This is a genomic window from Marinobacter sp. 1-3A (assembly GCF_016597775.1).
GTDB lineage: Bacteria > Pseudomonadota > Gammaproteobacteria > Pseudomonadales > Oleiphilaceae > Marinobacter > Marinobacter xiaoshiensis.
The window spans coordinates 381,070-401,442 of record NZ_VCGZ01000003.1 but is presented as its reverse complement, the minus strand read 5'-3'; the positions used below and the strand labels follow the sequence as shown (position 1 = coordinate 401,442).

The window sequence follows — 20,373 nt, the reverse complement described above, 5'->3', positions numbered from 1 at the left end:
TACTAGTAGCATTATAAAAAGGAGCGGCAGGATGGCGGTTGGACCAGGAACCTTACCCGAGTTTTTTCCCGTAGCAGGTGTCAAGGTGGGTATTGCCAGCGCGGGCATCAAGAAGCCTGGACGCAAGGACATTGTGGTGTTTGAGTTGGCACCGGGAAGCCGTGTTGCCGGCTTGTTTACCCGCAACCAGTTCTGCGCAGCCCCGGTAACCTTGAGTCGCAAACATCTGGCTGAAAAAGCCCCGCGTTACCTTTTGATCAACACAGGTAATGCCAATGCGGGTACAGGTGCCCGTGGCATGGATGATGCGCTTGCTTGTTGTCAGGCCTTGGCAGAGCATGCCGGAGTCACTGCTGCAGAGGTACTGCCTTATTCAACAGGGGTGATTGGTGAGCCATTGCCGGTTCAGAAGATTGTGGGCGCTCTGCCAGAAGCCTTGGGCAGCACGGCGGACAATCGCTGGGCGGAAGCGGCGAGCGGTATAATGACCACAGACACGCGGCCGAAGGGTGCGTCGGTTCAGTTTGATCTGGGCGGCCACACAGTGTCTATTTCCGGCATCAGCAAGGGCGCTGGTATGATTCGCCCCAATATGGCGACCATGCTGGGCTTTATCGCCACCGATGCGCGTATTGCGCAAGATGCGTTGCAGGCTTTGGCATCAGAACTGGGGGAGCAATCCTTCAATCGAATCACTATTGATGGTGACACCTCCACCAACGATGCCTGTACGCTCATCGCCAGCGGCCAGTACTCCGGCCCTGAAATTACCCTCGACAGCCCGCATCTGCCGGCGCTCAAGGCTGCGCTAAAAGATATCTACATGGATCTCGCCCACGCCATCGTGCGTGACGGTGAAGGCGCCACCAAGTTCATTACCATTCAGGTTAGTGGTGCAGCCGCCCAGCAGGAGGCCCTGGATGTGGCCTATACAGTCGCTCACTCACCTCTGGTGAAGACCGCGCTGTTTGCATCAGACCCCAACTGGGGGCGCATTCTGGCGGCCGTAGGCCGGGCTGGAGTAGTGGATCTGGACGTTAATGCCCTGGAAATCCACCTCGGAGATGTATGTCTTGTGAGAGACGGTGGACGTGCTGAGGATTATTCCGAGGAGCGGGGTCAGGCAGTAATGGATCAGGAGGAGATTACGATTGCTATCAACCTTAAACGGGGCGACATAAGGGAAACCGTCTGGACCTGCGATTTCTCCCATGACTATGTCACCATCAACGCAGATTATCGCAGCTGAGCATGGCCAAAACAGACGTTGGTGTTCGGGAGATCCACGTGGCCGTTGGCGTCATCGTTCGTGATGGGTGTGTACTTATTGCCCGCCGCCCGGACCATGTCCATCAAGGTGGTTTGCTTGAATTTCCCGGTGGCAAAGTTGAGCCGGATGAAACGGTACAGGCTGCCTTGGTTCGGGAGATTGCCGAAGAAACCGGTTTACACATACCGGAGGGCTCCTTGCGACCAGTGATTGGTATCCGCCACGACTACGGCGACAAGCGGGTCTTTCTGGATGTTTGGCGAACGGATCAGGCCGAGGGTGACGCTCATGGCCGTGAAGGGCAGCCCATAGAGTGGGTTCGCCCTGAAAGCCTGCGGGATGAGGATTTTCCGGCAGCTAACCGGCCAATTATCCGGGCGCTGCAACTCCCTTGCTTGCTGGCGTTAACCGGCGAGTTCAGTCCTGATGCCGATCCTGGTCAACTACTGGGCAGGGCCCTTGAGCGCTTGTCAGAGCAGGATCGTTCGGCGTTGATTATGTTGAGAGCGCCAGCTTTGGATTCAGAGAGCTATGCTTCTGTTGCTGAAACTGCACTGGAGCTGTGCGAGCGAGCTGGAGCCGGCCTTTTGGTGCATGGCTCGCCTGCAGCATTCGATGACACCCCCGATGCGGCTGGGCTGCACCTGCCGTGGCGAGAGGCCCAAAAACTTGAGGCAAGGCCTGTGCCTGATGGGGTATGGCTTGGGGTTTCCTGCCACAACGCCCGTGAGATAGATCATGCAGTGGCGATTGGGGCAGACTATGTGACGCTTGGCCCGGTAAAGCCCACAGAGACGCACCCGGGCGCTCCCGTACTGGGCTGGGCGGGATTCCGTGATCTGGTCGCAAACGCACCCATTCCGGTTTTCGGGCTGGGAGGGCTGCAGCCAGAAGATCTTGATGAAGCTCAGCAGGCAGGCGCTCAAGGTATCGCCGGGATCCGGTACTGGTGGCCTCAGGGTTGACCTGGATTCGCCGCGCTGTCCTACATCTCTGGTATGCTCCGGCCCTTGATACTTTATTTTAGTGCAACCTGCTCACCACTTACTGAAACTGAAACCCGGGAGACACCGTGAGTAAACTGACGCATCTTGACGACAAGGGTGAAGCCCGCATGGTGGACGTTACGGAGAAAGCCGTAACGGAGCGTGAAGCGCGCGCCGAAGCGACCATTCATATGGCGGCAGAAACCCTCCGGATGATCATCGACGGGGAGCACCCGAAAGGTGATGTGCTGGCCGTCGCCCGTATTGCCGGAATAATGGCCGCCAAACGAACCCACGATCTGATTCCCTTGTGCCACGCCCTGAACCTCACCTCAGTGAAGGTGGAGCTTACTGCGGGAGCAGACGGCGCATCGGTGCATATACTGACCAGGTGCAAGCTAGCCGGCCAGACCGGTGTGGAAATGGAAGCCCTGACAGCCGCCAGTATCGCAGCCCTGACTCTGTACGATATGTGCAAGGCCGTCGACAAGGGTATGGAAATTGGCAAGGTGCGTTTGTTGGAGAAGAAGGGCGGTCGCAGTGGGCATTGGATTGCCGACGACCACTGATGCCTGATGGGCGCGCCCGTGATAGAATACGCGCCCAGATTTATTGAACCACGAGGAAGCACTGTGGCTGTTCGTTACATCGAGACCTGCCGGTTGCCGACCCCTTTCGGGGTATTCGATATGCATGGCTTTGAAGAACCGGACACGGGAAAGGAGCATGTTGCCCTGACCCTGGGGTCGCTGGACGGCGACGAGCCCATGCTGGCCCGCACGCACTCTGAATGCCTTACAGGCGATGCGTTGTACAGCATGCGTTGCGACTGTGGTTATCAGCTTGAAGAGGCGTTACGCAGCATTGCTCGTGAAGGCCGCGGTATTCTGATGTATTTGCGTCAGGAAGGCCGGGGTATCGGCTTGCTGAATAAAATCCGCGCCTACCGTCTGCAGGATCAGGGCGCAGATACCGTTGAGGCAAACGAGCGCCTGGGTTTTGCCGCAGACTTGCGCGATTACAGCATGTGCAAGGATATGCTGGAACATCTGGGTATCAAAAGCCTGCGCCTGATGACGAATAATCCTCGCAAGGTCAAAGCACTGACCTCTTATGGCATTGCAGTAACCGAGCGCGTTCCCTTGCATGTTGGTCGCAATCCTCATAACGAGCATTATCTCGACACCAAGCAAAGTAAGCTTGGGCATTGGCTGGAAACCCATCAGGACGATGACCCCCAGCTATAATTCCAGTTTTGGCCTGGTACTTCTGGCAGACACAAAAAAGCCCGCCTTATTAAATAAGCGGGCTTTTTGCGTATTGGTAAGAAGACTTCTGGCTGGCGGTGTTATTTGACCGCTTTGAGCCTTTGGTGCTGCAGGCGTTCCATGCGCGTGCTTATGGCGGCGAATATGCCATTGGCATCCAACCCGCAATCCTTGAGCAGTTCTTCGTGTTTGCCGTGATCAATAAAGCTGTCTGGCAACCCGAGTTGAAGCACCGGCATGGAAACCTCCTGGCTGTTCAGAAACTCCGTAACAGCACTCCCTGCGCCGCCGGCAATGGCATTCTCTTCGAGAGTAACCAGCAGGTCGTGTTGTTCTGCGAGTTCCAGAACCAGCGCCTCGTCCAAAGGCTTGACGAAGCGCATGTCGGCCACGGTTGCCCCCAGCTTTTCGGCGGCTTCCAGAGCCGGTGTGAGTAGCGTGCCAAAGTTGAGAATAGCGATGCCGCTGCCTTCGCGAACCTTGCGTCCCTTGCCGATTGCCAGTGGGGTAAGTTCTTTCTGGATCTCTGCACCTGGCCCGGTTCCGCGCGGGTAGCGCACAGCTGCTGGGCCATCAAACATCAGGCCAGTCTGAAGCAGTTGACGGGTTTCGTTCTCGTCCGATGGCGTCATCAACACCATATTCGGTATGCAGCGCAGGTAGCTGATATCAAACGCGCCTGCGTGGGTCGGCCCGTCTTCACCGACCAGACCCGCCCGGTCGATAGCGAACAGTACATCCAGATTCTGGATGGCCACATCGTGAATCAGCTGATCGTAGCCGCGTTGTAAAAACGTCGAGTAGATTGCAACCACCGGTTTTGCGCCATCGCAGGCCATGCCCGCTGCTAGCGTTACGGCATGCTGTTCCGCAATGGCGACATCGAAATATCGGTCCGGGAAGCGTTCAGAGAACGCCAGCAAATCCGAGCCTTCGCACATGGCGGGGGTAATACCGCTCACACGATCATCCAGTTCAGCCGCATCACACAGCCACTGGCCGAAAACGTTCGCATACTTTTGCGTCGTCGCGACAGATTTGACTGGCTCTGGCTTGCTGGCGGGTACAGGTTCAATTTTGTTTATAGCGTGGTAGCCAATGGGGTCGGCTTCCGCCGGGGCAAAGCCCTTGCCCTTGGTCGTTACCACGTGGAGGAACTGAGGCCCCTCAAGCTCGCGGATATTTTCCAGCGTCTCAACCAGTAAGGGCAGGTCGTGGCCATCAATAGGCCCGATGTAGTTGAAACCCAGTTCTTCAAACAGCGTGCCCGGCACAATCATGCCTTTGAAGTGCTCTTCGGTTTTCTTTGCCAGGGCCATCAGGTGGGGTGCACCCTGAAGAACTTTTTTGCTGCTGTCGCGAACCTGGTTGTAGGTACGGCTTGATAGCAATTTGGCGAAATAGTTGGATAGACCTCCGACATTGCGCGAAATCGACATGTCGTTATCGTTCAGGATCACCAGCATATCGGCGCGCAGGTGCCCAGCGTGGTTCAGTGCCTCAAAAGCCATGCCTGCTGTCATGGCGCCATCACCGATTACGGCAATGCTTTTGCGGCCAGTGTCCTGCTGTCGGGCGGCGATGGCCATGCCCAAGGCTGCGCTGATGGAGGTGCTGGAATGGCCCACACCAAAGGTGTCGTACACGCTTTCCGCACGTTTGGGGAAACCGGCAAGGCCGTCTTTGCGCCGGATGCTGCCCATTTGCTCACGGCGGCCGGTCAGGATCTTGTGTGGGTAGGCCTGGTGGCCAACATCCCACACCAGTCGGTCTTCCGGTGTGTTGAAAACATAGTGTAAGGCTACCGTGAGTTCGAGCACGCCCAGCCCGGCGCCAAAATGGCCACCGGTCTGCCCGACAGACCACAGCAGGAAGGCCCGTAGCTCTCTCGCAAACTGGGTCAGCTGATCAGACGGCAGCTCCCGCAGTTGGGCGGGTACGTCAATCCGGTCCAGCAACGGTGTGTTGGGTCGCTGTGACGGGATTTCCTTGAAAATATAAGTGTCCTGCATCTGTACGGGTCTTTTCCGGGATGTTCGATAACTGGCTGGCATTATAAGGGAACAGGGAGGCCTATTTCACATATGTCAGCAGGTTCAGTGAGTTCTTGCCACTACGTAATCCGCCATGGCTCTGAGAGGGTCGGCTTCCGGCCCGAAGTCCTGCAGGCTCTGAAGGGCACTGTTCAGCAAAGAGGAGAGGTGCTGCCGCGCTCCGTCCAGCCCAAGCAGTGCCGGATAAGTCGGCTTGGCGCGGGCGATATCGGAGCCCTGAGGCTTACCGATGATTTCAGTATCGCCTTCAATGTCCAGGAGGTCATCCTGAACCTGGAACGCCAACCCGAGCGCTTTGGCGTAGGTTGTCAGGGCTTCCAGTGAGCGTTTGCTGACATCAGGGGCGGTCAGCGCACCAATGCGAACGCTGGCTTCAATTAATGCACCGGTTTTATGTCGGTGCATATTTTCAAGTTGTGCCAGTGTCAGGCTCTTGCCGACAGATTCAAGGTCAATAGCCTGGCCTCCGACCATACCACTATGGCCACTTGCGTGGGCCAGTTCCTGAATCATGGCAAGCCGTGCTGGAGCTTCTATCCCGGGCGCTTCTGCCAGCCACTCAAACGCCAATGCCTGCAGGGCATCGCCGGCAAGAATAGCTGTAGCCTCATCAAAAGCAATATGGGCAGTGGGCCGGCCCCGGCGCAGTTCGTCGTTGTCCATGGCTGGAAGGTCGTCATGAACAAGTGAATAAGCGTGGATCAACTCGACCGCACAGGCGGGCACCAGAGCGATCTCCATATCCTGTCCCAAAGCGCTTGCAGCGGCCAGACTTAACGCCGGGCGTATACGTTTACCTCCGCCCAGAACACTGTAGCGCATGGCTTCCTGAAGTCGCTTAGAGGTCGACCCGGATGCAATGAGGCGGTCCAGCTCAGCATCCACACGGCTGCGGCAGGTTTCAAGGTAATCCATGGTCGGCAGGGTTCCGTTAGGCATCAGTCGGCGTCGTCCGGAGAAAAAGGGCGGGTTTCCAGGGTGCCGTCATCATTCTGCACCAGTTGTTCAACTCGCTGCTCAGCGCCTTTGAGGGCCTGCTGACAAGCGCGGGTAAGCTTCACGCCGCGCTCGAAGGCCGTCAGGGATTGCTCGAGAGATAACTCCCCCTGTTCGAGGTTGCGAACAAGTGTTTCCAGCTCATCAAGAGACTTTTCAAAGTCGGCAATGGATGTAGCGTCTTGTTGACCGGCCATCTGCGGCCCTCCGATCGGGTGGACGAATTTCGCGGATTATATCAGAGGCTGAGCGCTATCGCTGCCAGTGGAACTCCCGGTATTCCACAGGATGCCCTTCAGGTGCCCAGCTTTGCTCACTCACATGGATTTCGCCGGTGTTGGAGATGCTGATTACGGTAGTGGCGCGGGTGCCGTATTCTGTGCCGGTTATAAATGGAGATGAAAGAAAGCGCTCGGTATCACGGTGTACGCCTGAGTTCGGGAGCAGGTGGTCTGGCGCGGGCGTGGTGTCTTGCAGCAGGCTGGTAAGCTCTTTGTGCAGAGTGTCTGTGTTCCTGTCAGCAGATTTAACTGTGTGGCCAACCGCTTCCCTGAGGCGCAAAAGCTTGGGCCAAGGTGTTTGGAGCAGGTGATTGCTCAGACCATAAGTGCCACGGTAAATGTTGCGGCCCGGGTGAGCATCGCGGTTGCTGTAGTACCAGCCAGAGCTCTCACCGAGGCGAACCAGATTGAACCCTGAGTAGCAGGATGATGTGCCTTTCAGGCTGTTTTGCAGTTGCACTTCTGATTCTGCAAGCGCCCTGAGGGGTAGCTCTCCACGGCTTATACTGCCGGCTTCTGGCGACCCTTCTCGGACATTCGTTACCGCGGTGACCAGCCCTTCCGGGGACACGGCCAGCCAGGTGCCGCCGGATTGCAAATCCCGGCCGGAGAGCACTCGGTTGCCAGCATCTGTTGTCCACCAGTCCATAGGTGCGGTGGGTCTGCGAAAAAACTCATCACGGTTAGCGGCTACCACCAGCGGAAATCGGGCGCTCTGGCCAAGAGAAAATGCGATCAGGCACATGCGACGTTGCTCTCCAGTAGGTGATAGGGGTGATGCTTGTGGTGAAGTTGCCACGGCCGATGTGTATCATACCAGCCTTGTTTTCCCGGATGTGTGAGTGTGTATGTCCCTGTTGTCCGTATTTGCCATCTATCTGATACTCGGCGCCTTTGCGGGCACCCTTGCAGGCCTTTTTGGAATTGGCGGCGGCCTTATTATTGTGCCTGTGCTGATTTTCAGTTTCGGGGCTCAAGGCTTTAGTCTGGAAATTGCGGCACATATGGCCGTTGGAACCTCACTTGCGACCATCGTATTCACATCTCTCAGCTCCATTCGCTCGCACCACGGCCACGGGGCTATCCGCTGGGATATATTCCGGCCGATGGCCTTTGGCATTATAGTCGGGGCGCTTCTTGGTGCCTGGACAGCGGCCCTGTTGAGTGGTGCTGTACTGGAACTAATTATTGGCGTCTTTGTCATCCTCGTGGGCCTTAAAATGCTGCTCGATGTAAATCCTGCGCCGGGCAGAAATGTTGCAGGCAAGCCTGGCCTTACGGCGGCTGGTGCTGGCATTGGCTGGGCCTCTGCCATTTTTGGTATCGGCGGAGGCACTCTCACTGTTCCTTATCTCAGTTGGAGCAACGTCCGGATGCAGCAGGCGGTAGGTACCTCTGCTGCGTGCGGGCTGCCCATTGCCATTGCTGGAGCGCTTGGTAATGCCTGGACAGGATGGAATCAGCCGGCCTTGCCGGAATACAGCCTTGGCTTTATCTACTTGCCGGCTTTTATCGGAATTATTCTCACCAGTGTGTTGTTTGCGCGTGTGGGAGCTAACCTGGCACACCGGCTTAATGCCAGGGTTCTGAAACGCGTGTTTGCCATCTTGCTATTGCTGGTTGGCTTACGTTTTCTTTTGAGTTGAGAGGTTATTGATGCTTCAGCATCCACAGATAGACCCCGTAGCCATCGCCATCGGGCCGCTCAAGATTCACTGGTACGGGCTGACCTATCTGGTTGGCTTTCTCGCAGGCTGGTGGTTGGGCAGGCTGCGCACACGCAAGCCCTGGTCGCCGATTACTGAAGAGCAGATGGGCGACCTTCTGTTTTACCTTGCTTTGGGGGTTATCCTGGGTGGGCGTTTTGGTTACGTCATTTTCTACAATTTTGATGCCTTCCTGGCAGACCCTCTTTGGCTCCTGCGGGTATGGGAAGGTGGAATGTCCTTCCACGGCGGGTTGCTGGGTGTCATGTTCGCCATCTGGTGGTACGGCCGCAAGATAGGAACCGGGTTCTGGCACCTTGCGGATTTTGTTGCACCCTTGGTGCCAGTAGGCCTTGGGGCTGGGCGAATCGGTAACTTTATCAACGGTGAGCTATGGGGCAAACCCACGGATATGCCTTGGGGCATGGTATTCCGTCAGGCCCCGGATGCGCTGGCCCGCCACCCTTCCCAGCTTTACCAGTTTGCCCTTGAAGGGGTGCTGTTTTTTATCATCCTCTGGTGGTTCTCTGCAAAACCGCGCCCAAGAATGGCAGTGTCAGGGTTGTTTCTGATTTGCTACGGTATTTTCCGCTTCCTGGTTGAGTTTGTGCGCCAGCCAGATGCGCAATTAGGGTACCTGGCGTTTGATTGGCTCACCATGGGGCAGGTGCTTTCCCTCCCAATGCTTTTGGCTGGCATGGCCTTGATGTTTATTGCTTATCGGAGAAACGCGGAATGAAAGCCTATCTCGATCTGATGCGTGATGTGGTTGATAATGGGTTCGACAAAGGCGACCGTACCGGCGTTGGTACCCGCTCTGTTTTCGGACGCCAGATCCGGTTTAACCTCCAGGAAGGTTTTCCTCTGGTTACCACCAAAAAAGTTCACCTGCGCAGTATCATTTACGAGTTGCTCTGGTTCCTGAAAGGCTCCACAGACAACAACTGGCTGAAAGAACGCAAAGTCTCCATCTGGAACGAGTGGGCGCTGGAAAATGGCGACCTTGGCCCGATTTACGGCAAGCAGTGGCGAAGCTGGGAGTGCCCGGACGGACGGGTAGTCGACCAGATCAGCGAAGTAATCGACCAGATCCGCAAAAAGCCAAACTCCCGTCGCCTGATCGTATCCGCCTGGAACCCGGCCGAGCTTCCGGATGAATCTATTGGACCTCAGGAAAACGCCGAGAAAGGCCTGATGGCACTGGCACCCTGCCACTGCCTGTTCCAGTTCTACGTGCTCGACGGCAAGCTCTCTTGCCAGCTTTATCAGCGTAGTGCAGATCTTTTTTTGGGCGTACCCTTCAACATTGCGTCATACGCCTTGTTAACGCATATGATTGCGCAGCAGTGTGAACTGGAAGTTGGCGAGTTTGTGCATACCTTTGGCGACTGTCATCTGTATCAAAATCACCTCACCGATGACATCGTTTTCGAGCAGCTAAAGCGCGAGCCAAAGGCCCTGCCTAAGCTGGTTATCAAGCGTAAGCCAGATTCAATTTTTGACTACGAACTGGAAGACTTCGAGTTCGAAGGCTACGACCCTTACCCCGGCATCAAAGCACCTATAGCTATTTAAGCTCGGCGCGTGCCTTTAAAAATCTGACCGTAAACCTGGGGGGCGGACGAGCGGGAAGGGCATTCCGAAAAACGCTGTGAATACGTCCGTGTACGCTTGGCTCCGCCATCCATGGCTCCGCACATTTTCGGAATGCCCTTCCCGCTCGCCCGGTCCAAATGTAGGTGTACGAATTCGAGAGGAAAAGAAATGCGAAAAGCTTTGATTGTTGCCATGTCCCGAAACCGCGTTATTGGCCGGAACAACAATCTGCCATGGTATCTGCCGGGTGATCTCAAGTACTTCAAACAGGCCACCATGGGCAAGCCCATCATAATGGGGCGCAAAACCTGGGATTCCATTGGCAGACCACTGCCGGGCCGGATGAACGTCGTCATCTCCCGCAATCCAGATTGGGAAGCACCCGTAGGAACGGTAAGCTCAAAATCACTGAATGACGCGCTGATAAAAGCCGAAGCACAAGCAGAGTTGGACGGTGTCGATGAGGTAATGGTGATCGGGGGAGGGCAAATCTATGCGGAAGCGCTACCCATGGTAGACCGCATTTATATTACTCAGGTGCACGCCGAGGTGGATGGCGATGCGTACTTCCCGGAAGTGAACTGGGATGAGTGGGAAGAAATCGGACGGGAGGATTTCTCCGCGTCCGATAACAATCCTTACGACTACAGCTTCGTCGTCTATCAGCGCTTGGCGTCAGACTGACGGGGAGGCCGCTTACCTGCAGGCTTGCCGCCTTTACCGGGTGGCTTGCCACGAGCGCCGGCACCGCCAGGGCCACCGCGTCCTTTGTAACCACCTTTAGGTGGTCCCTTGCGGAATTCACCCGGGCGACCACCGCCACCTTTGCGATCACGGCGAGCAGGTGCAGAAGCAGACACTACCGGCAGCGCTTCTGGTTGTTCCAAGGGTAGCAAACCAGGCTGCATTGCCTCCATCCAGCACGCCAAAGCACCCGCAACCATGGCAATATCCATCTCGTTGCGCTCAGCGATCTCATCCAGCAGTGCCATGGACTTGGCGAGCTTTTTGTCTTCAGCATAGCCCAATAGCTGGGTTTCAAACTGCTCTTCGCGCATTTTCTTCAGTTCAACCGGCGAGGGCAGTTCATAAGCCATCATAGGCGAGTTGGTGGCGCGCTCAAGTGTGCGCAACCAGCTCCGCTCACGTGGAGTGACCAGAAGAATAGCCTTGCCTACGCGACCGGCGCGGCCGGTACGACCCACCCGGTGGATGTAGGCTTCGGTGTCATAGGGCACATCATAGTTTATAACGTGAGTGATTCTGGGCACGTCCAGGCCACGAGCGGCAACGTCCGTTGCAACGATAATATCTTTCTTGCCACGCTTCAGATCTTCAACAGTCTGCTCGCGCTGACGTTGGTTCAGATCGCCGTTCAGGGGTGCCACTGCATGCCCGCGGGCACTGAGCTTCTCGGCCAGCAGTGTGGTTTCAGCCTTGGTGCGTACAAAGATAATGGCACCTTCGGTTGGCTCCACTTCCAGAATGCGGGTCAGAGCGTCGAGCTTTCGCTCTGCATAAACCGGCAGGAAATACTGGGAAATACGCTCAACTGTGCGGGTTTCGCTCTCGATTTTTACTTCCACAGCATCGCGCAAGTAGGTTTGAGCAACCTTTTTGATCTGCGGAGGCATGGTGGCTGAGAACAGTGCACGCTGACAGTTGGCTGGTGTTTTGGCCAGAATGGCTTCCACGTCATCAATGAAGCCCATGCGCAGCATTTCGTCGGCTTCATCCAGTACCAGTGCCTTCAGGTTCTCCAGACGCAGGGTACCTTTGCGCAGGTGGTCGAGCATACGGCCTGGTGTGCCGACAATAACCTGCGCACCACGCTTGAGACCCTTGATCTGAGGATAAAAGTCCTGGCCGCCGTAAATTGGCAGTACGTGGAAATTGCGAAATTTTGCAGCGTAAGAGGTAAAAGCCTCCGCCACCTGGATAGCCAGCTCCCGGGTAGGGGCCAGAACCAGAATTTGAGGTTCAGTTACAGATGCATCAACCCGGCTTAGCAGCGGTAATGCGAAGGCGGCGGTTTTACCCGTGCCGGTCTGGGCAACGCCCAGTAGATGTTTGCCAGCGAGCAGTGCAGGGATGCACTGGGCCTGGATGGGCGTTGGGGTTTCGTAGCCAATAGCAGATACAGCTTCAAGTACGGCTGGATCAAGCCCCAGTTCGGCAAAGGACAATTCAGACATTGATTTACTCGGTATTCGGAAGGTAAAGCATTGCCGGGCAATGCATATGTGGCGATATTATAACCGCTTTTAGTCTGATTTAATACGTGAAATCCATCACGCTCTGTAGGTAGTTGCCGGGGCACTGCCATTGCATTGTTTTCGCGTTTTGTGCAGGCTTTCATTTTGACTGATAGGTTGCTAACAGGGAAGCGCTATGACCTTTGATGAACTGATTGCTGCTGGCCGTGCCGGCAAAGAACTGGTAATGCCTGCAACCTGGACCCAAGGGCGCGCAACGTTTGGTGGTCTGGTGGCTGCCCTGGTTTTTGATCGCATGGAGCATGCGGTGGTAGATGGCCGGCCAATGAGGTCCATGAGCGTATCTTTTGTCGGGCCGGTAGAGGCAGAGGTACCAGCCGTTTTCGATATCCAAATACTACGTGAGGGAAGAGCGGTTATTCAGGTAGAAGGGCGAATTATTCAGAACGGAGAACCTCGTGTGGTGTGCATTGGTGCTTTTGCAGGCGACCGGGAATCGATTGTGCAGCTTGAGGGGGAATCCGCTCCGGACGCGAAGCCGGTTGAAGGCTGTCAGGAACTGCCTTTCATCGAAGGCGTAACCCCAGGTTTTATAAGTCACATAGAGATGCGCTGGGCATACGGAGGCATGCCGTTCAGTGGTGTGGGCGGGCGAGAAATGGGAGGGTGGATGCGCTTTCGGGAGGAGCCTGCAGAGCTTACAGACGCTCATATTGTCGCCCTGGTTGATGCCTGGCCCCCGGCGATTCTCCAGCATTTTAAATCGGCCGTACCAGCTAGTTCTCTATCCTGGGCATTGGATATTATCCATCCCCGGCCGGCTCTGAAAGCCGACGACTGGCTTTTGTACAAGGCGACGATTGATCAGTCAGGAGATGGCTATTGCCATTGCGAAGCCCGGATATGGACACCTCGTGGCGAATTGTTGGCACTGAGCCGCCAAACGGTGGCTGTTTTTGGTTAATGGTAGCTCAGGCCGCCAATTCCGCCTTTAATGCATCAATTATCATTCGTGCAAAATCTTCGGGCGAGTCTTCCTGCAGGTAGTGTCCGCCGCTCAGGGTAATGTGAGGCTGCCCCAGTGCGCCGGGGATGCGGCGCTGCATGTAGCGGTCTCCGCCTCGGGTGATGGGGTCGCCACTGCTGAAACAGGTGATGAATGGCTTCCGCCATTTTTCCAGCACTTTCCACGCGGCCTTATTGGCGCTGCTTGCCGGATCCCCGGGCGATAAAGGTACCAGTTTCGGGAATGCTCGCGCCCCTGCTTTATATTCTGCTGAAGGGAAGGGTGCTTCGTAGGCTGCTAACTCGTGTTTGTTCAAGGTTCGTTCGGTGCCCAATTGTACAATTCGGCCAATGGGAAACCAGGGGCTGTGGGTGGCAAAGGCTTTCCATACGCTGAACGCTGCGGGCGCGCGGGTTTCTCCGGTCGGCAACATGCCATTACCCACAATGATGCGCTGGAACCGGTTTGGTAGTGCAGCAGCAAGGCGCAGGCCCAGAAGTGAACCCCAATTTTGGCAAACCAGGGTGATATTCTGGAGATCCAGAGCTTCCATCCAGTGGGTGAGCCATGCCAGATGGCGATCGTAGCTGTAGTCGTCAACAGATGCCGGCTTGTCGGATTTTCCGAAGCCTATCAGATCTGGTGCCAGCACCCGGTGGCCTTCAGCCGCGACAATAGGGATCATGTGGCGGTACAGGTATGACCAGGATGGCTCTCCGTGGAGCATCAGAACAGGCGAGGCGCCAGTTGGGCCTTCGTCAACGTAATGCATGCGGAGGCCGGGCTCTACATCCATATAATTGGGGGTGAACGGGTAATCCGGAAGACCTGCGAAACGGCTCTCATCGGTTCTCAGAATACGCATGCCATCGACTGTCCTGACTGATTGGTTGCGTGATCGTTGCCGGCTTTGCTAATCCAGAGCCTGTTCAACAATCTTCAATCACTAGGATAAGTCAGTTCACAAGTTGCTGTGTTTGAGTTGCGTAACAGTGCGTTGTGGCTTTGAATCAGGAGTTGTCCGGGGCCACTACAGGGCGGCGATTGGAGCGCTTGTCTTCCCAACTGAGGTTTTTGGGGTCATACCAGCCGATGGCGTTGAGCACTTTTTTACGGGTTGCTGCAGAAAGCGTTGGCCAGAGTTCCTGGAAATCATCCAGCCCCTGGTCCCGGAACCGTTGTTGCTTGCTCTGAAGGCGGTTGATAATGCGCGGCAGTTGAAGAGCTTCGCCCAGTTGCCCCGGCACTATGACTTCCTGGCCCAGCACTTTTCTGCGATGCGTTCTGGCAGCGAGCACCCGGCGCAGTTCTGCTGCGGCGTCCAGAGCCGTTTCCGTGGTAAAGGTTTCCAGTTCCAACACCATGACCTGTTTAATAGTTGATCAACAACAGTCCACTATACCCTGAAGCATGCTCCGGTGGCCATGAGGTCATGTTAGGCTATTATTCGACTGAATCTGCAAGGGATAAAACGGAATTATGTACGCAAAACTTGAGACACGAACTTTTCTTGCCATGTTGGTCGGTGTAACACTTGCCTTCGTGTTGCTCATGAAGCCTTTTGTCGGGCCCATATTCTGGGCAATCGCCATTGCGTTGATCTTTCATCCGTTTCAGGTCTTTCTGGTGCGGCGGCTTGGTGACAGGCCAAATATAAATGCGTTGATAACCCTGACGGTGTGCATGCTGATCGTGGTTATACCGGTATTGTTGCTGGTGACTTCTCTGGTGAGTGAAGGGCTGGGGATTTATCAACAAATTCAGGACGGCAATATCAAGCCTGGCGAATATATTGATCAGGTGAGCAAATCTTTCCCGGGCATACAGACTTTCCTTGCGCAGTTTGATGTCAACTTCAGCGAAATCCGGGACCGGGTGGTTAGTCTGTTCGTGGGTGGTAGCCAGTTTCTTGCAAAGCAAGCGCTGGGTATTGGCCAGAATACCTTTCAGTTTTTCCTCGGGTTGGCTCTGATGATGTACTTGTCGTTCTTTCTGCTCCGTGATGGGAGCAAGCTGATAGAGCTGATGATACGTGCACTTCCTCTGGGCGATGAGCGTGAGCGGTTGCTGTTTGCCAAGTTTGCTGAAGTCACGCGGGCGACGGTTAAAGGCAACCTGTTGATTGCTATTATTCAGGGTGCGCTCGGCGGCATTATTTTCTGGATTCTTGGCATTAGTGGCGCCTTGTTGTGGGGTGTGGTCATGGCCATCTTTTCACTACTGCCAGCAGTAGGCGCCGCTTTGGTGTGGGTGCCTGCGGCAATTTACCTTGCTGCTGTGGGTGACATCGTTCACGCCGTGGTGCTTACGATATTCGGTGTGGTCGTGATAGGACTTGCGGATAACGTTTTACGTCCGATTATGGTGGGTCGGGATACAAAGCTACCGGATTATATTGTGCTGCTGTCCACACTGGGTGGCTTGGCCATGTTTGGCATTAACGGCTTTGTTATGGGGCCTTTGGTTGCAGCCTTGTTCATGGCATTTTGGGGAATATTTATTCGCGAGTTCAGTGAGGAGGCCCAACGGGTCGAAACCACAGGGGACGAGGTCGGTTAAGGCGACATGAGACAAAAGTATGTTAGGCTTTTATCCGTTCGCCTCAGCCTGTGGAGATTGGCACCACATAACAAGAAAGAAACGGATATCGTTAAGGTATCAGGAGTAAAGCAGGTGAGTATCATGAAATACACGACTACCCGAGTGGGCCGCTTTGTCGTTGCAGTTGGTACAACCGTTATGCTGGGTTTCGCGCCCGCCGCGTTCGCTGATGAAACGGTTGCGCTCAAGAACGCCCTTCACGGCGCTGGGTACAATATTACTAATGTAGACCCTGGAATGGATACCAACACCCGGTCTGAACTGTCTCGCTTTCAGAAGGAAAATGGGCTTCAGGCTACCGGCATTCTGGATGAGGCAACAAAAAAAGCGCTGGGAATGATCAGCGTTAATGTTGCCGCTAATACGACCGTGTCGACGCCGGCAAAAGCCAAGGCAGCAGCGCCAAGCAACCCGGAGCCGGTTGAAGAGGAAGTTATTGAAGAAGAGGAAGATGGCGGCTGGTCACTGTTCTAAGGCTGTCACAGCAAGCACATCAAAACATAAAAGCCCGCGCAGACAGCAAGTTCTGCGCGGGCTTTTATGTGTAAGGCTTGGGATCAGCCGAGCTTTTCCAGATCTCTTACGGCACCTTTGTCAGCGCTGGTTGCTAACAGTGCGTAGGCTTTCAGAGCTGCGGATACAGCGCGGTCGCGGGGTTGTTCAGGTTTCCAGCCTTTGGCATCGCGGGCTTCGCGACGACGGTCCAGTTCCTGCTGGTCCAGCTGCACATTGATGGATCGCGCCGGAATATCGATCAGGATGGTATCGCCGTCTTCGATAAGCCCTATCGCGCCACCTGCAGCAGCTTCGGGTGATGCATGCCCGATGGAAAGCCCGGAGGTGCCACCGGAGAAACGCCCGTCGGTGAGCAGTGCACAGTCCTTACCCAGCCCTTTGGATTTCAGGTAGCTTGTGGGGTAGAGCATTTCCTGCATGCCCGGGCCGCCCTTGGGGCCTTCGTAGCGAATAATGACGACATCACCGGCTTTGACCTGGTCTCCCAGAATACCTGCCACCGCAGCGTCCTGGCTTTCGAACACTTTCGCCTTGCCTTCGAAGACAAAAATGCTTTCATCCACGCCAGCGGTTTTCACGACACAACCGTCAACGGCAATGTTGCCATACAGAACGGCCAAGCCGCCCTCCGCACTGTAGGCGTGTTCAACGGAGCGGATGCAGCCGGCTTCACGGTCGCCATCCAGGCTGGGCCAGCGTGTGCTTTGGCTAAAGGCAGTCTGGGTAGGAATTCCGGCCGGCCCTGCTTTATAGAACTCAACAACCTCGGGGGTCGGGGAGCGCATGATGTCCCAGGTTTCGAGGGCTTCTTTCATGGTTTTGCTGTGTACGGTTGGTAGATCGGTGTTGATCAGGCCGCCGCGCTCCAGCTCGCCAAGAATCCCCATAATGCCACCTGCACGGTGCACGTCTTCCATGTGGTATTTAGGTGAGTTGGGTGCCACTTTGCACAGCTGCGGAACCTTGCGGGAAAGCTGGTCAATCTCGTTAAGAGTAAACGGAACCCCGCCTTCCTGAGCCGCTGCCAGCAAATGCAGAATCGTGTTAGTAGACCCTCCCATGGCGATATCCATGACCATGGCGTTTTCGAATGCGGCCATGGAGGCGATGCTGCGAGGCAGAACGCTTGCGTCGTCCTGTTCGTAATAACGCTTGGTATTCTCCACAATCTGGCGGCCGGCTTTCAGGAACAGCTGTTCACGGTCGGCGTGGGTTGCCAGCATAGAGCCGTTGCCTGGCAGTGCCAGGCCAATGGCTTCGGCCAGGCAGTTCATGGAGTTGGCGGTAAACATACCGGAACAGGAGCCGCACGTGGGGCAAGCGGAGCGCTCGTACTCTGCAACCTTTTCATCGTCGGCTGTCGGGTCGGCGGCAATCACCATTGCGTCCACCAGGTCCAGCTTGTGTTCAGATAGCTTGGTTTTGCCGGCTTCCATCGGACCGCCAGATACGAAAATGGCCGGGATATTCAGGCGCATGGCTGCCATGATCATGCCCGGGGTGATTTTGTCGCAATTGGAGATGCACACCATTGCGTCGGCGCAGTGGGCATTCACCATGTATTCAACCGAATCGGCAATGATCTCCCGGGAGGGCAGGGAGTAAAGCATGCCGTCGTGGCCCATGGCGATGCCGTCATCCACCGCGATGGTGTTGAATTCTTTGGCAACGCCACCCGCAGCCTCAATTTCGCGGCATACGAGTTGCCCCAGATCCTTGAGGTGTACGTGTCCGGGCACAAATTGGGTGAAGGAGTTAACAACGGCAATAATCGGCTTGCCGAAATCATCATCTTTCATGCCGGTGGCGCGCCAGAGGGCGCGGGCGCCGGCCATGTTGCGGCCTGCGGTGGAAGTCCGCGAACGATACTGAGGCATGGTGTTCTGATCTCTCTTTGTATGAAAAAGTGGTGATTGCAGATGCAGATACAAAGGATACCAGATTAGACTACAGGCGCATGGCTGTTTTGCGGCGTCATGGTTACAATCGCTAACAGATGTTATAAAACGCTGTTGCCCCGCTTTTAGTCAACTTAGGAGATTATCTATGGCTAGCCAGGAAAGCCTGCCGCTGCGCCGCCTGAAGGAATTTCAGCCGCTGAACCGGCTAACAGACGATCAGTTGGTGGTGTTGGCCAGTCGTGCTGAGCGCAGGACTCATGGTCCTGGCCAGCGAGTGCTGGAGCGTGGTGTGCGCGATGGCCTTGATTATTTTCTGGTAACCGGAAAAGTTGAACTGGAGTCTGTGGATGGACGCAAATCGGTTATTGAAGCTGAAACCGATCAGGCGTTGAACCCCATCGCCAGGCTGCAACCAAGAATGTACGACGTGACCGCGGTTAAACCTTGTGAGTTTCTTGTGGTGGAGCAGGATGTGCTCAACCAGTTGTTGCGTTCTGCGCCTGTGGCTCAGGTAGAGATGGATTCTGGCGAGAGTCATGGTGGTGAGAGTGAGGAGCACCATCTTTTGATGGAGTTTTACGCAGAGCTTCGCTCTAACCAGCTTAAACTGCCTAGCGTTCCCGATGTGGCCTGGAAGGTGCGGCGTCTGGTAGACCGGGATGACTCCACAGCGGATGAGGTGGCCACTGCAGTGTCAGCTGATCCGGCCATGGCGGCCAAATTGGTGCGAGCCTGTAACAGCCCTCTTTATCGTGGTTTTAGCGATGTGCGCAACGTGCGTGAGACGGTGGTTCGCCTGGGTATGCGGACAACACGCCAGCTGGTGACCGTGTTTTCCATGCGGGAAGTGTTCAAAAGCCGGCACCCGTCATTGCAAAAGGAAATGGAAAAGCTCTGGCGACATTCCCGTGAGGTGGCAGCGCTTTGCTGGGTTTTGGCGGATCACGCAACCCGATTGAATCCGGAAGAGGCGCTACTGGCGGGCTTGCTTCACGATATAGGTGTGGTGCCCGTTCTGGTCCAGGCAGAACATCACGTAAATCTGTTTGCGGACGATACCAATCTGAAGAATGCCATCAGTGAGCTGCGGGCTGACGTGGGTACTGCCGTGCTGGGAAGCTGGTCATTTCCGCCGGCCTTCGTAGAGGCTGTGCGTCATGCAGAAGACTGGGCCTACGAGAGCCGCGAGGCCGAGCCGCAGTTGGTTGATGTTGTCATTGTGGCGCAACTGCACGCCATGATCGGATCAAGCCAGAATGAAGGTTTGCCCGCATTTGACGAAGTGCCGGCCTATCGCAGGCTGGGCAACCTTGAACTGAATGCATCCCGCAGTCTGGAACTTCTCACCGAGGCGCGAGCCCGGGTTGATGAAGTCCAACAGTTGTTGTCGATTCGATGAAGGCACCGGTTTTCCCTCTCAATTCCGTTGTCTTGCCTGGTGGAAGAATCCCCTTGCAACTGTTCGAGCCTCGATACATTGATATGCTGAGCCGTTGCATGAAAGAGGATAAAGGCTTTGTTATCAGCCTGCTGCGCAATGGCAATGAAGCCGGCCGCACGGCATCCTTCTATGAAACAGGCACCTATGTGCGCATTGTCGATTTCAAAAAGCTGGACAACGGGTTGCTGGGAATCACCGTTGAAGGCGATTCAAAGGTGTCCATCACGGATTTCTGGCAACAGGATGATGGGCTGCACCTGGGTGAGATGGAGTTTTTGCCTGCCGAGTCCCGGGCAGATATACCCACTGTATTCCACGAGTTGCCATCTGTACTGCGCGCTTTGTTTCGACACCCCGTGATTGAAGAGTTGGGGATGAGTGTCGATTATGAGGATGCCCGCGATGTTAGTTGGCGATTGACGGAGCTGCTGCCTTTGGATAAACAGGACAAGCAGCAGCTTTTGGAAATGCAGGATCCATTGGCGCGACTCGCCCGTCTGCAGGAGTTGCTGGATGCTCTTGACGAGGGCTGAAG

General features: G+C 55.5%; 21 protein-coding genes. 13 read left to right on the top strand and 8 right to left on the bottom strand.

The genetic code is table 11. The features are described 5' to 3' along the window. The first annotated feature begins 31 nt into the window (after positions 1-31). The 4 genes from argJ (at position 32) to ribA (ending at position 3,503) form a co-directional block, all read left to right on the top strand. Positions 32-1,249, top strand: a complete 1,218-nt coding sequence (gene argJ / locus FE848_RS07015) for a bifunctional glutamate N-acetyltransferase/amino-acid acetyltransferase ArgJ (protein ID WP_200202068.1) — start codon at positions 32-34, stop codon at positions 1,247-1,249. Between the two features lie 2 nt (positions 1,250-1,251). Further along, on the top strand, positions 1,252-2,235 hold the full coding sequence (locus FE848_RS07010; RefSeq protein WP_200202067.1) for a Nudix family hydrolase: 984 nt from the start codon (positions 1,252-1,254) through the stop codon (positions 2,233-2,235). A 107-nt stretch (positions 2,236-2,342) separates the two neighbouring features. Next, complete coding sequence (gene moaC, locus FE848_RS07005) at positions 2,343-2,825, top strand: cyclic pyranopterin monophosphate synthase MoaC (RefSeq protein ID WP_200202066.1); 483 nt, start codon at positions 2,343-2,345, stop codon at positions 2,823-2,825. 63 nt (positions 2,826-2,888) lie between these two features. Further along, positions 2,889-3,503: a GTP cyclohydrolase II gene (ribA, locus tag FE848_RS07000; RefSeq protein WP_200202065.1), complete on the top strand. Its 615-nt coding sequence runs from the start codon at positions 2,889-2,891 to the stop codon at positions 3,501-3,503. Between the two features lie 101 nt (positions 3,504-3,604). Here ribA and dxs read toward each other — a convergent pair whose 3' ends face one another. The 4 genes from dxs to FE848_RS06980 all read right to left on the bottom strand — a co-directional run bounded on the left by dxs (position 3,605) and on the right by FE848_RS06980 (position 7,600). Next, entirely contained in the window at positions 3,605-5,536 is a 1,932-nt protein-coding gene (gene dxs, locus FE848_RS06995) for a 1-deoxy-D-xylulose-5-phosphate synthase (protein ID WP_200202064.1), read from the bottom strand. Between the two features lie 84 nt (positions 5,537-5,620). Next, a complete protein-coding gene (ispA, locus tag FE848_RS06990) occupies positions 5,621-6,517 on the bottom strand; it encodes a (2E,6E)-farnesyl diphosphate synthase (RefSeq protein WP_200202063.1) in 897 nt (298 codons plus the stop codon). Then, the gene (locus FE848_RS06985; RefSeq protein ID WP_200202062.1) at positions 6,517-6,771 is read right to left on the bottom strand and encodes an exodeoxyribonuclease VII small subunit; all 255 of its coding nucleotides are present in this window, start codon (positions 6,769-6,771) and stop codon (positions 6,517-6,519) included. Before FE848_RS06985 ends, ispA begins: the two co-directional genes overlap by 1 nt. A gap of 55 nt (positions 6,772-6,826) precedes the next feature. Beyond that, positions 6,827-7,600 (bottom strand): NRDE family protein, encoded by a 774-nt coding sequence (locus FE848_RS06980; RefSeq protein WP_200202061.1) that lies wholly within the window; start codon positions 7,598-7,600, stop codon positions 6,827-6,829. A 103-nt stretch (positions 7,601-7,703) separates the two neighbouring features. Between FE848_RS06980 and FE848_RS06975 the strand changes: the two genes are divergently transcribed. The 4 genes from FE848_RS06975 (at position 7,704) to FE848_RS06960 (ending at position 10,841) form a co-directional block, all read left to right on the top strand. Then, positions 7,704-8,501: a sulfite exporter TauE/SafE family protein gene (locus FE848_RS06975; RefSeq protein WP_200202060.1), complete on the top strand. Its 798-nt coding sequence runs from the start codon at positions 7,704-7,706 to the stop codon at positions 8,499-8,501. A gap of 10 nt (positions 8,502-8,511) precedes the next feature. Further along, positions 8,512-9,300 carry a prolipoprotein diacylglyceryl transferase gene (gene lgt / locus FE848_RS06970; RefSeq protein ID WP_200202059.1) on the top strand — a complete coding sequence of 263 codons (789 nt, stop codon included), beginning with the start codon at positions 8,512-8,514 and terminating at the stop codon, positions 9,298-9,300. After that, the gene (locus FE848_RS06965) at positions 9,297-10,136 is read left to right on the top strand and encodes a thymidylate synthase (protein ID WP_200202058.1); all 840 of its coding nucleotides are present in this window, start codon (positions 9,297-9,299) and stop codon (positions 10,134-10,136) included. The genes lgt and FE848_RS06965 overlap by 4 nt, the downstream gene beginning before the upstream one ends. Positions 10,137-10,325: 189 nt before the next feature. Continuing rightward, the gene (locus tag FE848_RS06960; protein ID WP_200202057.1) at positions 10,326-10,841 is read left to right on the top strand and encodes a dihydrofolate reductase; all 516 of its coding nucleotides are present in this window, start codon (positions 10,326-10,328) and stop codon (positions 10,839-10,841) included. On the opposite strand, the gene FE848_RS06955 is transcribed toward FE848_RS06960, so the two are convergent. Beyond that, positions 10,820-12,352, bottom strand: coding sequence for a DEAD/DEAH box helicase (locus FE848_RS06955; RefSeq protein WP_200202056.1), 1,533 nt, complete (start codon positions 12,350-12,352; stop codon positions 10,820-10,822). The genes FE848_RS06960 and FE848_RS06955 overlap by 22 nt on opposite strands. 196 nt (positions 12,353-12,548) lie before the next feature. On the opposite strand from FE848_RS06955, the gene FE848_RS06950 reads away from it, so the two are divergent. Then, a complete protein-coding gene (locus tag FE848_RS06950; RefSeq protein WP_200202055.1) occupies positions 12,549-13,337 on the top strand; it encodes an acyl-CoA thioesterase in 789 nt (262 codons plus the stop codon). Between the two features lie 7 nt (positions 13,338-13,344). Here FE848_RS06950 and FE848_RS06945 read toward each other — a convergent pair whose 3' ends face one another. Then, on the bottom strand, positions 13,345-14,244 hold the full coding sequence (locus FE848_RS06945) for a haloalkane dehalogenase (protein ID WP_200202054.1): 900 nt from the start codon (positions 14,242-14,244) through the stop codon (positions 13,345-13,347). Positions 14,245-14,389: 145 nt separating this feature from the next. Beyond that, positions 14,390-14,743: a hypothetical protein gene (locus FE848_RS06940; protein ID WP_200202053.1), complete on the bottom strand. Its 354-nt coding sequence runs from the start codon at positions 14,741-14,743 to the stop codon at positions 14,390-14,392. A 115-nt stretch (positions 14,744-14,858) separates the two neighbouring features. Here FE848_RS06940 and FE848_RS06935 point away from each other — a divergent pair, with 115 nt between their 5' ends. Beyond that, the gene (locus tag FE848_RS06935; RefSeq protein ID WP_200202052.1) at positions 14,859-15,938 is read left to right on the top strand and encodes an AI-2E family transporter; all 1,080 of its coding nucleotides are present in this window, start codon (positions 14,859-14,861) and stop codon (positions 15,936-15,938) included. A 123-nt stretch (positions 15,939-16,061) separates the two neighbouring features. Continuing rightward, the gene (locus FE848_RS06930) at positions 16,062-16,454 is read left to right on the top strand and encodes a peptidoglycan-binding domain-containing protein (protein ID WP_200202051.1); all 393 of its coding nucleotides are present in this window, start codon (positions 16,062-16,064) and stop codon (positions 16,452-16,454) included. An 83-nt stretch (positions 16,455-16,537) separates the two neighbouring features. Here FE848_RS06930 and ilvD read toward each other — a convergent pair whose 3' ends face one another. Continuing rightward, positions 16,538-18,373, bottom strand: a complete 1,836-nt coding sequence (gene ilvD, locus FE848_RS06925) for a dihydroxy-acid dehydratase (protein ID WP_200202050.1) — start codon at positions 18,371-18,373, stop codon at positions 16,538-16,540. Positions 18,374-18,542: 169 nt separating this feature from the next. Between ilvD and FE848_RS06920 the strand changes: the two genes are divergently transcribed. Continuing rightward, on the top strand, positions 18,543-19,796 hold the full coding sequence (locus FE848_RS06920; protein WP_200202049.1) for an HDOD domain-containing protein: 1,254 nt from the start codon (positions 18,543-18,545) through the stop codon (positions 19,794-19,796). Further along, on the top strand, positions 19,793-20,371 hold the full coding sequence (locus FE848_RS06915; protein ID WP_200202048.1) for an LON peptidase substrate-binding domain-containing protein: 579 nt from the start codon (positions 19,793-19,795) through the stop codon (positions 20,369-20,371). Before FE848_RS06920 ends, FE848_RS06915 begins: the two co-directional genes overlap by 4 nt. Positions 20,372-20,373 lie beyond the last annotated feature (2 nt).